Raw genomic sequence first — 14651 nt, 5'->3', positions numbered from 1 at the left:
CCCCCTTCGCCCCGAGGAGTCCGGTTGCGCCTGCTCAGTGTCACCGCGGTGGGGGCGATCGTCGTGGCCGCCGGGCTGGCGGCCCCCGCTTCGGGCGAAGAGGCCGCCGCGGGCGACGGGGTGCGGGTCGAACCGCAGGTGGCACGGCCCGGCACCCGGGTGAAGGTGGTCGCGCCGAAGTGCGGGCGCGCGGTCGAGTCGACGGCGTTCACCGAGGCCGCGAGGCTGTCCGGGCGCACCGGCAGGGTGCATCTCAAGCGCGGGATCGGCGCCGGGACGTACCCGGTGGTGGTCCAGTGCGGGGACCGCGCGTACATGGGGCGGCTGACCGTGTCCACGGAACGCTCCTGGCCGTCACTGCTTCCGGGCGCCCTCAACCCCCAGATGGCCCGCGCCCAGGGCGAGCACTGACCCCCTTCGCGGCACGTCACTGCAGACGCACATTTACCTTCCTTCACTGACTTACCGGCTGACTGCGGTCACCATTCCCCGGTAAATCGAATAGAGATTCGATTCTCTGCGGGAGCTGGGAAAACGCCGCAGCTCAACGATTACACCAAGTGATCACACTTTGTCAGCCCTTCTCCGACTTTGATGACAAGTCGTTTGTCAGTGACTCAGATCACGCGCAATTCGGCAGATTTCCTACCAAGTAGAGCCTTGTCTGCGAAAGTTGATCATGTGATACTTCACCATAACCACCCAGACCACGCACGCTACGTAAATCCGTTCAAAACGTACGCACGCCCCGCCTGATCGCGGGCTGTCCGTGAGGAGATACGGACAGCCGCAAGGCGGCACCGACTCCACGGCAAAGGGCGGGAGTTCCACAATGTCGGCCGGTACGGCTCACCCGGCGAGCCAGGGCGCGCCCTTCCCACCGGCCCCTCCACCCGACCTCCGGCCCGGCGGCCACCGCTCCATGCCCGCCGGGCCTTCGCCATGCCAGAAAACCGGCTCGGCACCCACCTCCCGAGACTGAAGAACCTCGCAACCGACTCATGACCGACCTCATGACGCGTAGTGGATATCGGAAGAGGAGGCTTTACCATGTCCGCGACCTCCCTCGCCGCGCCGCCCCGGCGGGTGACGACCGTTCCAGTCCGGCAGGTGATTCCGGGGGTTCTCCGGGGTCCCCTGCAAATGGTCGAGGAGATCGGGCGCCGGTCCGGCGGTGATCTGACCCGGCTCAATCTGGGCACCTTCCGCCCGTACCTCGTGAGCCGTCCAGAGCACATCCAGCACATCCTGCGGGACAACGCCGCGAAGTACCGGCGCGAGGGCCTGCTGTGGAAGCCGCTGAGCCGGCTGGTCGGCGCACCGTCCGGCGCCGACCCCGCCTGGCCGCTCAAGAAGGATGCCTACTTCGCCCTGCTGACGGCGCCGAAGGTGGCGTCGTACACCGAGGACATGGCGACGGCGATCGCCGATGCCGTGGACGAGCTGGCCGAGCGGGTCCCCTCGGGGCAGACGGCGGACGCCAGCATCGAGTTCACCCGCATCGTCTACCGCGCCATCCTGCGCATCTTCGTCGGCGACCGGCTCCCCCTCTCGCGGGCCGACGAGTTCGGGGCGGCGATGATGACCGCCGCGGAGTCCTCGTTCCGGGCTCGGCTGCTGTTCCCCTACATGCCCTTCTGGTTCCCCCTTCCGGGCGACCGCGCCTTCCACCGCGCCGTCGGGGACATCGACGACATCATCCTCCCGCTCGTGCAGGCCGCGCGCCGCGAGGAGTCCGCGGGGGAGGACCTCGTCTCGACGCTGCTGCGCGCGCGAGGCGAGGACGGGCGGGTGCTGAGCGACCAGGAGGTCCGGGACGGCATCGTCGCGCTGTTCCTGGCGGGCACGGAGACGACCGTCAAGGCGCTGAGCTACCTCTGGGTCGTGCTCGACTCGCATCCCGAGGTGGCGAACGCGCTGTTCGCGGAGATCGACCAGGTGGTGGGGCAGGGCCGGCCGAGGGCCGAGCACCTCCCCGAGCTCCGCTACACCCGGATGGTCACGCACGAGCTGCTCCGGGTGTTCCCACCGGGCTGGATCCTCCCGCGGATCGCGGCCGAGGACGACGTGCTCGACGGCATCCGGATCAAGGCCGGTTCCATCGTGGTCATCAGCCCCTACCTCACCCATCGGTCGGAGGCCCACTGGCCCGACCCGCTGACCTTCGACCCGGAGCGGTTCGCACCCGAACGGGCGGATCGCCGCCACCGGTTCGCCTACCTGCCGTTCGGCGCGGGGCCGCACCAGTGCGCGGGCAGCCTGTTCTTCAGCGTGGAGTCGCAGCTCATCATCGCTTCGATGGTCAGCCGGCTGCGGCCCGAGCTGGGCAACGCGGGCGCGGTCGGAGTCGCGGCGGACCTGACGATGCGGCCGTCGGAGCCGGTCGCGCTCAAGCTGAATCCGACGAGGCGGTGATGGCCCCCGGATACTCGCTCTCGCCGGACGGCGGCGAGTTGCGCGCGGCGGTGGAACAGGGTCGCGTCTCCGCGCTGGCCGTGGAATGCCACCGTGAGCTGCAGGGCTGCATGGACACGTATCCCGACCTGTTCCCGGCGGGGCCCTTCGACACGAGGCTGCTCAACGGCGTCGCGCTGGCGAACGCCTTCGGCTCGCCCTGGGCCACCGCCGAGGGGCTGCGGATGGCGCTGCTGACCTCCATGTGGAACTTCGCCGCCGACTGGCTGGTGGACTACGTCGCCGAGACCAGGGAGGAGGTGGAGGATCTCATCCTGCGCTGCCTGGCCGTGGCGGACGGCACGTCCGACGGCGAGGACTCCTCGATCACGCGCTTCCTCGCGCACATCGTCAACGAGCTGGACACCGTGCCCGCCTTCTCCGAGAAGCGCTCGTTCTGGTGTGACCAGCTCGAACGGTGGCTGCGGGCCATGGCGCGCGAGTGGGATTGGAAGGCCGCCCTCTCCGCGGGCGACCACCGGGCGACGCCGACGTTCGAGGAGTACCTCGGCAACGCCGACAACTTCGGGACCACCTGGGTGAACCTCGCCCACTGGATCCACACCGGCGACGCCGCCACCCTCGACCACCTCGAGGAGCTGTGGGAGGCCAGCCAGGAGGTGCAGCGGGTGCTGCGCCTGCTCAACGACCTGGCCACCCACCACAGGGATCTCAGCTGGGGGGATCTCAACGCCCTCATGCTCGGCGTCGACCGGGCCGGAGTGGTCGCGCGCATCGACGAGCTCGTCGATGGTGCCCGGGCTCTCATCAAACCCCTGACCGACGCCTGTCCCTGGCCCGCCGCGTACCTGGAGCGGCAGATCGGGTTCAGCACGGGCTTCTACGGGGCCACCGACTACTGGGGTGAGCTGCGATGACCGTCGACGACGCGGCCGCCCCGGCGGAAACGGCCAGGGCGATGCCGGCGCGCGTCGACGTGGCCCGGGTCGCCGGAGAACTGATCGCCGGGCTCGTGGACGAACCCTGGGGTCAGGTCTCCCCTTCGGTCTACGAGACGGGACGGCTGGTGACCCTCGCGCCGTGGCTGGCGGGTCACGACCGGCGGGTGGAGTTCCTGCTCGCCACTCAGCGGCCCGACGGAGGCTGGGGTGCCCCGGACGGCTACGCGCTGGTCCCGACGTTGAGCGCCACCGAAGCGCTGCTGACGACGCTGCGGCGCGGCGAGCGCGGGACTCTGGACGGTCTCGGGCACGGCGGCGGGGCGCAGCGCTCCGCCCTGGCCGCGGCGGCGGATCGGGGGGTGCGGATGCTGCTGCGGACGCTGCCGGCCCTGGACGTCTCCACGATCCCGGACCTGCCGGCCACCGAGATCATCACGGCGTCCCTCGTCGAGGCCGTCAACGGGCATCTGGACGACCTGCGCCGGATGCCGCCGGCGGCGCTCGGCCACCCGGTGGGGCGCCTGCCCCTGCCCCGCGGTATCGACGACATCCGGCTCGGCATGATCCACGCCGCGCTGGACGCGGGTGTCGCGCTGCCGGAGAAGGTGCTGCACGCGCTGGAGGTGGCGGGCCGGAGGGCCCGCGGCGTCCGCACGATCCGGCCCGCCGCGACCGGAACGGTCGGGGCGTCGCCCGCCGCCACCGCGGCCTGGCTCGACGAGCGGGACGCGCGCGATCCGCGCCATCCGGCGCGGCTTTTCCTGGAGGCCGTGGTGAAGCGCCATGGCGGCCCGGTGCCGTGTGGCATTCCGATCACGGTATTCGAACGCGGCTGGGTGCTGAGCGGGCTGCTGCGGGCGGGCATCGACCCGCCCGTTCCCGCCGGGCTGGCGGAGAGTCTGCGATCCGCTCTCGGACCGGTGGGGACCCCGGCCGCGGAGGGCCTTCCGGCGGACGCCGACACCACATCCGTCGCCATCTACGCGCTCGGCCTGCTCGGCCTGAGGTATCCGCCCGACGCGCTCTGGGAGTACGAAACAGAAACGCATTTCTGCACCTGGCCCGGCGAAGACGGCTTCTCCATCAGCGTCAATGCACACATACTGGAAGCTTTCGGGCATTTTGCCGCTTCCCCGAGTCCAGCGGTCGACGCCGGCACCGCCGCGCGGTACGCCGCGACCATCCAAAAGCTCACCGCACTCCTGTGCGCCGAACAGCAGGCCGACGGCAGCTGGCTGGACAGATGGCACGCGTCACCGTACTACGCGACATGGTGCTGCACGCTGGCGCTCCAGCACTACGGCGGCCCGGGAGCCACCGATGCGGTACGCCGGGCGCGCCGTTGGGTGCTCAGCACGCAACGCCCGGACGGGTCATGGGGACGATGGGAAGGCTCCGCGGAGGAGACCGCGTACGCGTTGCAAATCCTGCTGCTGACACCGCCCGACCCCGGAGAAACCGGCGAATCCGCACCGCGCGGTTATCGGTTTCTCCTCCCTTCCGCGGACGACCTGGCCAAAGGACATGTCAGCGGTCCTGCCCTCTGGCATGACAAGGACCTCTACCTGCCGAGCGCGATTGTGCGCGGCGCCGTACTCGCGGCGCTGCATCTCGCCCAATCAGGTGCCACCAGAACGGGAGTGTGCTGAACGCCACATTTAGCACCTGCCGATAACGTCAGCCCAGCAACCAATAACGGATACCGCCCCAGATGAGAACAAAGCACATCATCCGGGGCGGCAACGTTGCTAGGGTGCTGCCGGATGCGAGGCGGCGGCACCATCGGCTGCATCGCGTCGACTCACCCACGGCTCGGTCAACCGTCACCCCCGACGGTCTGTGAGTCGCCTCTGAACTCGTTGAGGACACGTTGATGCGCTTCCGCAACTCCCGCCTGCGGACGAAGATCACTGCTCTGCTCGTCTCGCTCGTGGCACTGTGGGCCTTCGCCGCGTGGGTGACCCTGCGAGAAGGTCTGGACCTTCTCTCGGTCAACACCCTCGACCAGAACGTCACCAGGCCGGCCGTGACCCTGGTGACCGAGTTGCAGCAAGAGCGCCGGCTCTCGCTGGTCTATCTCGGCAACCCGAACAGCGCGCAGCGCCAGGCACTGCAGACGCAGCGGGGCAAGGTGGACACCGCCCGCTCCGAGTTCGTCGAGCTGGCCGGGAGCGGCGGCGTCGCGCGGTCCGCCAGCGACGCGCTGGAACAGCGGATCGAGGAAATCCGCAGCTCTCTGAACGGCCTGTCCCCGGCCCGGCGCGCGATCGACGCCCAGCAGGCCGACCGCACCTCGGCGGCCCGGCCCATCGACGCCATCATCGACGCGGCCTTCCGCATCTACGGCTCCGCCGGCAGCGTGAACGACGAGGCCCTCGCCAAGGACAGCCGCACGCTCAGCTCATTGACCCGCGCCAAGGAGATCCTCTCCCGCGAGGACGCGCTGCTGGCCGGCGCGATCGCCGCGGGCCGCATCACCTCCGCGGAGCAGGCGCAGTTCACCCAGATCGTCGGTACGCAGCGGTTCCTGCACGAAGAGGCCGCCACCGAACTCCCCGATCAGGACCGCGCCGACTACCAGCGGCTCGTCAACGGGCCGGCGTTCCAGCGGATGCGCGCCTTCGAGGACCGCATCATCCAGGGCAGGCCCGGCGCCCTGCCCCGGAGCCAGGCCCAGGAATGGCGGTCGGCGACCGAGCCCGTCCAGGACTCGCTGGAGAAGCTGGTGCTGAACGCCGGCGACCGGCTCCTCGACCGCGCCACGCCGGTGGCCGCGGGCGTCATCCTGCGGCTGGTGCTGGCCGGTGGTCTGGGCCTGCTCGCGGTCATCGCCTCGATCGTGGTGTCGATCACCACCGCGCGTGCGCTGGTCCGCCAGCTGGAACGGCTGCGCATCGCCGCCTGGGAACTGGCCGAGCACCGGCTGCCCAGCGTGGTCGAACGGCTCGGTCACGGCGAGAAGGTCGACGTCGCCGCCGAGGCCCCGCCGCTGGAGTTCGGCGCCGACGAGATCGGCCAGGTGAGCCGGGCGTTCAACGCCGTGCAGGAGACGGCGCTGCGCACCGCGGTCGAGCAGGCCGAACTGCGCCGCGGCATCCGCGACGTCCTGCTGTCCCTGGCCCGCCGCACCCAGACGCTGGTGCACCGGCAGCTGAGCCTGCTGGACCAGCTGGAGCGCCAGCCCGAGATCGACCCCAAGGACCTGCAGGAGCTGTTCCGCCTCGACCACCTGGCCACCCGCATGCGGCGGAACGCGGAGAACCTGATCGTGCTCTCCGGCGCCATCCCCGCCCGCGGCTGGCGCCGTTCGGTCCCGATGGTGGACGTCGTCCGCGCCGCCATCGGCGAGGTCGAGGACTACACCCGGGTGCAGGTGCTGCAGTTCGGCCCGGTGGAGCTGGCCGGCCGCGCGGTCGGCGACATCACCCACCTGCTGGCCGAGCTGATCGAGAACGCCGTGTCGTTCTCCCCGCCGGACACCGTCGTGCAGGTCGGCGGGCACCGCGTCGCCAGCGGCTTCGCGATCGACGTCGAGGACCGCGGCCTGGGCATGACCGACGAGAAGCTGGCCGAGGTCAACGCCCGGATCGCCGACCCGCCCGAGTTCAACCTCCAGAGCTCGGTCCAGCTCGGCCTGTTCGTGGTCGGCACGCTCGCCGAGCGCTACGGCCTCCAGGTCATGCTCAAGCGCTCGGCCTACGGCGGCACCACCGCGGTCGTCGTGATCCCCAACGAACTCATCAGGGAGGAGGGCTGGGAGGACCAGCCCAAGCCGGTCGCTCCCGGCACCACCACGGAGAACGGCCTCGAGGTGCGCCAGCCCGTTCCCGTCGGCGCCGGCGTCGGCGCGCCCGCGGAGGCGGTGTCCGGCCGTACGGGCGGCGGCAACGGCCGTCCGGGGCAGCCGTCGGTGCCCGCCCTGGTCGCCGTCCCGGACCCGTCCCCGACCATCACGGCGCCCACCGGATCGGACTCCAGAGTCGGCCTCACCAGGACCGGCGGATCGGACCTCGGAGTCGGGCCGGCAGCGCGTCCCGAACCGCCCGCCACGACTCCCCTGGAGGACCCGACACCAGTGACCGAGAGTTCCACCACTCCGTCCGGGCTGCCGGTCCGGGTGCCCCAGGCCCATCTGGTCACGCCCCTGAAGACGGAAGAACCCGTGGCAGAGCCGGACGAGCCGGAGGACGTCGGCCGTTCCCCGGAAGAGATCCAGCGCATCATGGGCGCGTACCAGCTGGGCAGTCGGCGAGGCCGAGCCGACGCGTCCAGGCCGAAGCCCAGTGATGCAGTAGAAGGCGAGGACGATCAGTGATGCAGAAGACCGGCTCGTCGGCCGACCTAGGGTGGTTGCTGAACGATCTGGTGGGGCGGCTGCCACACGCCCGGCACGCGGTGGTGCTGTCCGCGGACGGCCTGCTGATGGCCGCCTCCAAGGACCTGACGCAGGACGACGGTGAGCACCTGTCGGCGGTGGCGGCCGGCATCCAGAGCCTGGCCAAGGGGGCGAGCACCCGCTTCGGCAACGGGCCCGTCCGGCAGACGATCGTCGAGATGCAGTCGGCGTTCCTGCTGGTCATGGTGGCCGGCAAGGGCGCCTGCCTCGCGGTGCTCACCGACGAGGAGGCCGACGTGGGCCTCTCCGCCTACGAGATGGCCGTGCTGGTCTCCAGCCTGGGCCACCATCTGTCCACGCCGTCGCGTTCGGATTCGGCGGCGGTGAAGGAAGGTCGGGCCACCTGATGATGCCTCCCGAGGATTCACCGCCGGAGGAGCAGCACCTGGAGGAACCGCCCCACAGCCGGTTCCTGGACGACCACGCCGGACCGGTCGTCCGCCCCTACGTCATGACCAGCGGCCGTATCGAACCGACGCGGGGCAAGTTCGACCTCATCACCCTGGTCGTGGCCATCAGCATCTCCCCCGAGAGCTCGGTCGGCCTGGGCCCCGAGCACCGGGCGATCCTGCGGCTCTGCCAGTCGGTGATGTCGGTCGCGGAACTCACCGGCCATCTCGACCTTCCCGTCGCCACCGTGCGCGTCCTGCTCGGCGATCTCCTGGACAAGGGGTTCATCACGATGCAGGAGCCCGAGCCGGAGGCGGACATGCACGACATCAGGCTCTACAAGGCGGTGATCGATGGTCTCCGGGCCCTCTAGTCGCGACGCGAACGGCCGCAGGCTCCCCACGGCGGCCAAGATCGTCATCGCGGGCGGTTTCGGCGTGGGGAAGACCACCATGGTGGCCACGGTCTCGGAGACCCAGCCGCTGCGCACCGAGGAGATCCTCACCGACGAGAGCGTCGGCGTGGACGACATCTCGGGCGTGGAGCGCAAGAACACCACCACCGTGGCGATGGACTTCGGCCGCATCACGATGGGCGACGAGTACGTCCTGTACCTGTTCGGCACCCCCGGCCAGGAACGCTTCTGGTTCATGTGGGACGAGGTGGCGCTCGGCTCGCTGGGCGCCGTCGTGCTGGCCGACACCCGCCGGCTGTCGGACTGCTTCCCCTCGGTCGACTACTTCGAGCGCCGCGGCACCCCGTTCGTGGTGGCGGTGAACTGCTTCGAGGGCGCCCGCCAGTACGACCTCGAAGAGATCCAGCTGGCCCTGAACCTGGGCCCCAAGGTGCCGGTCATGCTGTGCGACGCCCGCAGGCTGGAGTCGTGCAAGAAGGTCCTGATCAACATGGTCATCCACGCCATGAAGGCCAGAGGCCTGACCCCCGAACCCCAGAACGCCTGACCTCGCAGCACAGGGCCCACCCAACCGGGTGGGCCCTTCTGCGTTGAATCGGTCCTCGCTCCTTGGGTGAAGCCGCCATCCCGCCGTCCGGCGCCGCGGTCAACCGGAGTGTTCGGCGCGGCTGAACTCGATGTCGAGGATGGCCAGGAACGCCTCATAGGCTTGCGGAGAGAAATCGGTGTTCACGTGAGCGGCGACCATGTGCGTGCCGTCGCGGCTGCCCATGACGAGGGTGAAGGTGCCGTAGTCGGCGCCGCCGTTGCCCCACACGGGCACGCCGCTCTGCTCGACCCACACGCCGAGCCCGTAGCGGGTGTTGGGCAGCCACCCGGAACCGTCGGTCGACACGGTCGTGAACATCTCCGCCATCTGCGCCGGGTTGAGGATCCGGCCGGAGAACAGCGCCGAGAAGAACGTGAGCAGGTCACCGGTCGAGGAGATCATTCCGCCGGCGCTCCAGGCGGTGCTCTCGTTCGACTCGCTCGCGTCGTACAGCCGCGCCGCCGGGTCTTCCGCGTACAGCCGGGAGTAGTGCACCGGGTGCGGTCCGGGGATGACCGTCTGCGTGGTGGGCAGCGACGTCCGGGTCAGGTCGAGAGGCCGCAGAATGAGACGATCGAGTACGTCGCCATACGATTCTCCGGTGGCCCTCTCCACCATCATCGCGGCCAGATAGTACTGCGTGTTGGAGTACCGGAAAGCCTCGCCGGGGGCATTGCAGGGCGGATGCCGTAGCGCGATCCGCACCAGTTCTTCGGGTGTGAACACCTTGAGCCGGCGTTCATACCAGGCCTCGCCTTGGCCGGTGGCGAAGAACTCCGGGTCCATGGTGAAGTTGTAGATGCCGCTGGTCTGGTTCAGCAACTGCCGCAGCGTGATCTTGCCGCCGTCGTACGGACTGCCGTCGAGCAAGCCGGGCAGCCACTTCTCCACCGTGTCGTCAAGGCCGAGCACGCCTTCACCGACCAGTTTCAGCGTGGTGACGGCGGTGAACGCCTTGGCCGCGCTGCCGATACGGAACAGCTCCTGCGGTGCGCGTTCGCGCCCGGTGCCGATGTCGGCCTTGCCCGCGGACGCGAACCAGCGGGAGCCGCCCTTCCAGACCTCGGTCACGATGCCCGGCGTCGCGCCCGACGCCACCGCGCCGTCCAACACGAGCTGCACCGCCTCGTGGTCGGTTCCGGGATTGCCTGTCGTCGCCATGGGTCTCTTTACGGTCGCCTTCGGTCTTTTGGTCAGGCAGAAACGCTACGTTGCATTCATAGAGCAGTCAACAACAAATGCGCTCGCAGCCAACATCGTTGCGATGACAGTGGCGATGAATGCAACAGTTTCTTGCAGTGCGTGTGATTGAATGCAGGAGCGGAATGTACAGCAGGGGGTGCGGCTGATGTCGAAAGGCAGGTTGACGTTTGAGGAACGCGAACGGATAGCCCAAGGCCTGACGGAAGGGCTCGGGTTCGCCGAGATCTCCCGGCGACTGGGCAGGCCGACGTCCACGATCAGCCGCGAGGTGAACCGCAACGGCGGCGCCGGCGCCTATCGCCCGGATCAGGCGCACGAGGCGACACGAGAGCGCGCCCGGCGTCAACGTGTCAAAGCGGTCGAACCACCACAACAACCTCCTGCGGCCGGAACGCGAAAGGCGGAGGACAAGCTCACCGACGTTCTCGTCGCGTCGGGACTGACACGGATGTCCTCACGCGTGCTGGCCTGCCTCTGCACCACCCACAGTGGTGGCCTCACCGCGGCCGACCTCGTCCAACGCCTGCAGGTAAGCCCGGCGTCCATCTCCAAGGCGGTCGCCGAGCTTGAGGCGATGAACCTGATCGGCCGGGAACGAGAGAAGCGCCGACGACGAGACCGCTACATCGTCGACAAGGAGATCTGGTACCGGTCACTCCTGGCCAGCGCGCGATTCAACACCAACATCGCCGAGGTCGCCCGCCAGAACGCCGAGGCCCTCGGCCATTCGACTCCGGCCGGAGCCCGGATGGACGCCATGAGCGGATTCTTCGAGCAGGTGGGACGCGAGACCGTCGCCGTAGCCCAGCGTTACCGTCACATCCTCACCCGCTGACATCTCCCGCCCCGCCGCCCCCGGCAGCGACATGGGCTACCCGGCGGTCAGCGCCGTCCGCTCCCCGCCGCCCGGCGCCACCCAGAGCGGGCGCACCGTCGTGTTCGATACCGGCCCGTCGTCGCGCTCACTCAGAGCGGGCCGGTGGCCCCGCGCCCGGCGCGGGCCCCCGCAACGCAAGAAGGTCCTGATCAACGTGGTCCTCCACGCCATGAAGGCCAGCGGCCTGACCCCCGAACCCCAGAACGCCTGACCTCACAGCAAGGGGCCCACCCGAAAGGGTGGGCCCCTCTGCATTGAATCGGTCCTCGCTCCGCTCGGGCCGCACTTATCGGGGCTCCCGCCCCAAACCCCAAGGCAGGGGGCTCCGTCTCCCTGACCCCTATCTGGACGCAGCCCGGCCGCGTTAGCTGGTGAAGACCCCGATGCCGTTCGGGAACGGCCGCTCCTTGCCATCGGACGGGGCGTTCAGGACCTCGTAGCCACGAGAGGCGGCGTCGGGCTTCGCGATCATCTCGGTACTGCCGCCACGGTCCAGCTGGACGCCGTCGTCGGTGCCGATCTTCCGCATGAGCTCAGCCATCTCCACCCGCGTCACACCGGCCGAGACGGCCGAACGCCCATCGACCACCACGAGGTAGAACATGCGTCCGTCCGCGCTGACTCCGGCGCTCGTGCCCGGCGCCAGGTCGCCGGTGTTATTGGCGCCCAGACCGGCGACCAGCCGCGAGTTCGCGACATTGGGGAAGCCGCCCACCGCCCACCGCAGCGGCACGCGGCCGTCGGTCTCCGCGCCCCACCTGACGTTGATCCGGTCTCCGACGGAGAGCTTGCCCAGTTCGGTGGCACCGTCCTCCCGTCCCACCAGGACGAGGTCCCTCCCCCCAAGCTGCCCGGCGCCAGGCTGGTCGGCGATCGCCACCACGCGCCCGTTCCGGACCGAGACCTCCTTGACCCCTTCGGTGAGGCAGGGAGCCAGCCTGGACGAATCGCTCCCGCAAACGGCGCGCTTGCGAGTGACCGGACCCCATTTGGCGTCGTAGACACCGATGCCGTTCTCGGGCAGGGCGTACTGGTTGTATCCGGCGACGCGCGCGTTCAGCCCGCGGGACATCACCCGGCCTCGGACCTCGACCTCGTCGACCCGCCCGCGTCCGTCGACGCCTACACCGATGACCTCCCGGCCCGTCGCGCCCGAGGACATGGGCGGCCCGATCCGCTGGGCGGCGGGCACGGCGCCCTTCCGGAGCGTCCCGCCCGTGATCTCCGGGCCGTCCGCGGACTCCGTCGCCAGACCCGGGTTGTTCTCCCAGTAGGCCATGTTGAAGAAGTCCGCGTTTACCGCGGCGAAGGCGTTCTTCTTCCCGGCCATGGCGGTGAGCGTCGTGCCCTCGCCGACATGGTCGGCGTGCAGGAGCTCCATCGAGACACGGGGGTTCCGAAGATCGACCGCCAGCAGATGGCCCTGGGAGGATCCGTGCGAGGTGGCCACCGTGAAGCTCTTGTGCCGGACTCCTGGAGCCGGCTGCCGGTTCCCGGTGTAGTCGATCGTGACGTCCACGTCGTAGTCGTGCGGCGTGGTGGTCGCCCCGGCCGTTCCCGCCCCGAGGACGCCCGCCACGAGCGCCGTCGCTCCGGCGACGAGCCCGAACCGACGTCGCGATGCTGCCTTGAACACTGCTGATCCTCCTGTGACCCGCGCGCCGGAAGAGATCCGGCGGCTCCCACACAGCAGCAGAATGATCTTGCATAAGGTACACGAAGTGACATATCGACCATGAACGGAAGCTGTCCGAAGGCTGAGCCAGGTACCGCCCTTCCTGTCACCGACGTGAACCCCGAACCGGCAAGGACAACCGCCGCCGGCGCCAAGGCCGCACGCGCAAAGCGCGGCGCCCGTTCACCAGTCCCGTCCCGCTGTGGACGGACCTTGTGCGCACCGTCCACCAGAGCCGCGATCTGCTGGTGAAATCTCCCGAGGGAAGGTGCGGGAGTTGGACGTCACGAGGTTTCGATACCGGGCGGAGCCGGCTGCCGCGCCGTTCCGCCCAGTCAGCCCCGTGCCTGGTTGGGCGTTGACCTGCTACGGCGGTCATGACCGTCTGGTCGCTACTCAACCCCGTGACAGTGGCGGGCCGATGGCGTTGCCCGGGTCGTCGAGCCACACCGTCTGGGCCTCAGGGGTGACGGTGAGGCCGAAACGGGTGATGTCCGGCCGCCCCCAGGCAAGCCACCTGGTGTAGGCGGCTTCGACCTCATCCCACAGCGAGCGGTCCCCGGCCTGCTGGACCTCGAAGTCAGGGGCGCCCGGTTCGTAGTCCACCGACGCCCACGGGCCACCGTGGTCATCGCGGGCCATGACCCACAGCGTCGCGCCTTCTTCGTCCTCGTAGTACCGCGACACCACACCCGGCACCAGGACGGCGACGGCCAGATCCACGCTGACCGGCCCGTACCGCAGCGCCCGCGGATCAATGCCGGTCCGGCTTGTCCGCACCCCACGCTCGGCCGCCCGCGTCCACTCCCGCGCCTGCCCGCCCAGCGGACGCTGAGAGCGCAACATCATGTAATCCGCCGACCCCGCGAACCGCCCGACGGCCACGCCGCCCGCCAGCACCTCCAGCCGCAGCAGGGCACCGAATCCGAACCCCGGCGCGTACGGCGCCACGATCACTCCGCCCGGCCTGGTCTGCTCGATCCACGCATACGGGACCCGCGACACCGCACACGTGGCATGAACGCGATCGTAGGGAGCCCCGGCAGGCCAGCCTTCGGTACCGTCCCCGATCACCACTCGGGGACGGTACCCGGCCGCCTTGAGCCGCCCGGCCGCCAACAGCCCGAGCTCCGGATCGACTTCCACCGTGGTGACGTTGCCGGAGCCCACCTGGGCCGACAGCAGCGCGGCCGTCCACCCCGCCCCCGTCCCGATCTCCAGCACCCGATGGTGATGGGACGGGTCGAGCTGCTCCAGGAACTCGGCCACCACCGACGGCATCGACAGCGACGAGGTCGCCAACCCCTCGCCCTCGGCGCGGCCGTCCTCGAACTGGATGATGAGCGGCTGATCCAGCGCCACCACCTCATCCCACCCGGACGGATCGGCACCACGATCCACCCGAACCCACGGACCGGGCCCGAGGTCCGCCCACACCACCTGCGGCGTGAACAGGCTCCTCGGAACCCGCCGCATCACCTCACGCCAGTCGGCCACATCCCCTACTTCCGCCCGTCGTGAGGATTGCCCCGCGTCCCGTCCCCCTTGCCGCCGTGCCCGGTGCCCTTCGTGCTGTCACCTGACCCACCGGGGGTCTTGCCGTCGTCACTCGACCCGCCCTCGCGCCGTCCCATGGCCTCGCTCCTCTCGTCGTGCCGGCGTGGCCGGCCACCGCACCGCTGTCCGGACGCGACCACCCGTAGCGCCATGCCCAGCACGCTACGTAGGCGGTCGTAACGCGGGCCACGAG

13 protein-coding genes are annotated in these 14651 nt (G+C 69.7%); 10 read left to right on the top strand and 3 right to left on the bottom strand.

Translation table 11 applies throughout. From position 1 onward, the window contains the following. Positions 1-24 precede the first annotated feature (24 nt). The 8 genes from ACFPZN_RS41755 (at position 25) to ACFPZN_RS41720 (ending at position 9104) form a co-directional block, all read left to right on the top strand. Complete coding sequence (locus tag ACFPZN_RS41755; RefSeq protein ID WP_378288134.1) at positions 25-411, top strand: hypothetical protein; 387 nt, start codon at positions 25-27, stop codon at positions 409-411. A 639-nt stretch (positions 412-1050) separates the two neighbouring features. After that, positions 1051-2415, top strand: coding sequence for a cytochrome P450 (locus tag ACFPZN_RS41750; protein WP_378288133.1), 1365 nt, complete (start codon positions 1051-1053; stop codon positions 2413-2415). Next, positions 2415-3332 carry a terpene synthase family protein gene (locus ACFPZN_RS41745; protein WP_378288132.1) on the top strand — a complete coding sequence of 306 codons (918 nt, stop codon included), beginning with the start codon at positions 2415-2417 and terminating at the stop codon, positions 3330-3332. The genes ACFPZN_RS41750 and ACFPZN_RS41745 overlap by 1 nt, the downstream gene beginning before the upstream one ends. Beyond that, entirely contained in the window at positions 3329-5005 is a 1677-nt protein-coding gene (locus ACFPZN_RS41740; RefSeq protein ID WP_378288131.1) for a prenyltransferase/squalene oxidase repeat-containing protein, read from the top strand. The genes ACFPZN_RS41745 and ACFPZN_RS41740 overlap by 4 nt, the downstream gene beginning before the upstream one ends. Positions 5006-5229: 224 nt before the next feature. Continuing rightward, positions 5230-7671, top strand: coding sequence for a sensor histidine kinase (locus tag ACFPZN_RS41735; RefSeq protein WP_378288130.1), 2442 nt, complete (start codon positions 5230-5232; stop codon positions 7669-7671). Then, positions 7671-8099: a roadblock/LC7 domain-containing protein gene (locus tag ACFPZN_RS41730; protein ID WP_378288161.1), complete on the top strand. Its 429-nt coding sequence runs from the start codon at positions 7671-7673 to the stop codon at positions 8097-8099. The genes ACFPZN_RS41735 and ACFPZN_RS41730 overlap by 1 nt, the downstream gene beginning before the upstream one ends. Further along, positions 8099-8515, top strand: coding sequence for a DUF742 domain-containing protein (locus ACFPZN_RS41725; RefSeq protein WP_378288129.1), 417 nt, complete (start codon positions 8099-8101; stop codon positions 8513-8515). The genes ACFPZN_RS41730 and ACFPZN_RS41725 overlap by 1 nt, the downstream gene beginning before the upstream one ends. After that, positions 8496-9104 carry a GTP-binding protein gene (locus ACFPZN_RS41720; protein ID WP_378288128.1) on the top strand — a complete coding sequence of 203 codons (609 nt, stop codon included), beginning with the start codon at positions 8496-8498 and terminating at the stop codon, positions 9102-9104. The genes ACFPZN_RS41725 and ACFPZN_RS41720 overlap by 20 nt, the downstream gene beginning before the upstream one ends. Positions 9105-9203: 99 nt before the next feature. Here ACFPZN_RS41720 and ACFPZN_RS41715 read toward each other — a convergent pair whose 3' ends face one another. After that, positions 9204-10307 carry a serine hydrolase domain-containing protein gene (locus ACFPZN_RS41715; RefSeq protein ID WP_378288127.1) on the bottom strand — a complete coding sequence of 368 codons (1104 nt, stop codon included), beginning with the start codon at positions 10305-10307 and terminating at the stop codon, positions 9204-9206. A 187-nt stretch (positions 10308-10494) separates the two neighbouring features. Here ACFPZN_RS41715 and ACFPZN_RS41710 point away from each other — a divergent pair, with 187 nt between their 5' ends. Both ACFPZN_RS41710 and ACFPZN_RS41705 read left to right on the top strand, forming a co-directional pair. Next, on the top strand, positions 10495-11184 hold the full coding sequence (locus tag ACFPZN_RS41710) for a helix-turn-helix domain-containing protein (RefSeq protein ID WP_378288126.1): 690 nt from the start codon (positions 10495-10497) through the stop codon (positions 11182-11184). Between the two features lie 31 nt (positions 11185-11215). Further along, the gene (locus ACFPZN_RS41705; RefSeq protein WP_378288125.1) at positions 11216-11437 is read left to right on the top strand and encodes a hypothetical protein; all 222 of its coding nucleotides are present in this window, start codon (positions 11216-11218) and stop codon (positions 11435-11437) included. A gap of 153 nt (positions 11438-11590) precedes the next feature. Here ACFPZN_RS41705 and ACFPZN_RS41700 read toward each other — a convergent pair whose 3' ends face one another. Both ACFPZN_RS41700 and ACFPZN_RS41695 read right to left on the bottom strand, forming a co-directional pair. Beyond that, positions 11591-12862, bottom strand: coding sequence for a phosphodiester glycosidase family protein (locus ACFPZN_RS41700; protein WP_378288124.1), 1272 nt, complete (start codon positions 12860-12862; stop codon positions 11591-11593). A gap of 435 nt (positions 12863-13297) precedes the next feature. Beyond that, a complete protein-coding gene (locus tag ACFPZN_RS41695; RefSeq protein ID WP_378288123.1) occupies positions 13298-14263 on the bottom strand; it encodes a methyltransferase domain-containing protein in 966 nt (321 codons plus the stop codon). Between the last annotated feature and the right edge of the window lie 388 nt (positions 14264-14651).

This window comes from Actinomadura rugatobispora, assembly GCF_042656285.1.
GTDB classification, from domain to species: Bacteria; Actinomycetota; Actinomycetes; order Streptosporangiales; family Streptosporangiaceae; genus Spirillospora; species Spirillospora rugatobispora.
Note: the sequence above shows the minus strand (reverse complement) of the source record. Positions and strands in the feature narration are given on the sequence as shown.